The 740-nt window shown below is 59.2% G+C and carries 1 protein-coding gene; it reads left to right on the plus strand.

What is annotated here, in order from left to right; translation table 11 throughout:
- A partial coding sequence (locus tag AKL25_RS23570) for an elongation factor Tu (protein ID WP_157050749.1) occupies positions 1-740 on the plus strand: 740 nt, incomplete at both ends.

The following is a 740-nucleotide window of genomic DNA, read 5'->3' on the forward strand; positions in this document are numbered from 1 at the left end:
AAATTCGAGCGGACCAAGCCGCACGTGAACGTTGGTACGATTGGTCACGTTGACCACGGCAAGACCACGCTGACAGCAGCAATCGCAACGGTGTTGTCGAAGAAGTTCGGCGGCGAAGCGAAGGCCTACGATCAGATCGATGCAGCGCCAGAAGAAAAGGCACGCGGCATCACCATCAACACAGCGCACGTCGAATACGAAACAGCCAACCGTCACTACGCCCACGTTGACTGCCCAGGCCACGCCGATTATGTGAAGAACATGATCACCGGCGCCGCGCAGATGGACGGCGCGATCCTGGTTTGCTCGGCAGCAGACGGCCCGATGCCGCAAACACGCGAACACATCCTGCTGTCGCGTCAAGTTGGCGTTCCTTACATCATCGTGTTCCTGAACAAGGCCGACATGGTTGATGATGAAGAGCTGCTGGAACTGGTCGAAATGGAAGTGCGCGAGCTGTTGACCAAGTACGAATTCCCAGGCGACGACCTGCCAATCATCAAGGGTTCGGCCAAGCTGGCTCTCGAAGGCGACACTGGCCCATTGGGCGAGCAAGCCATCATGGCCCTGGCAGAAGCGCTGGACACCTACATCCCGACACCGGAACGTGCTGTTGACGGCGCCTTCCTGCTGCCAGTGGAAGACGTGTTCTCGATCTCCGGCCGCGGCACCGTGGTGACCGGTCGTGTTGAGCGCGGTATCGTCAAGGTCGGCGAAGCGCTGCAAATCGTCGGTATCCG

Origin of the sequence: Herbaspirillum rhizosphaerae (genome assembly GCF_001189965.1) — a bacterium.
GTDB lineage: Bacteria > Pseudomonadota > Gammaproteobacteria > Burkholderiales > Burkholderiaceae_D > Herbaspirillum > Herbaspirillum rhizosphaerae.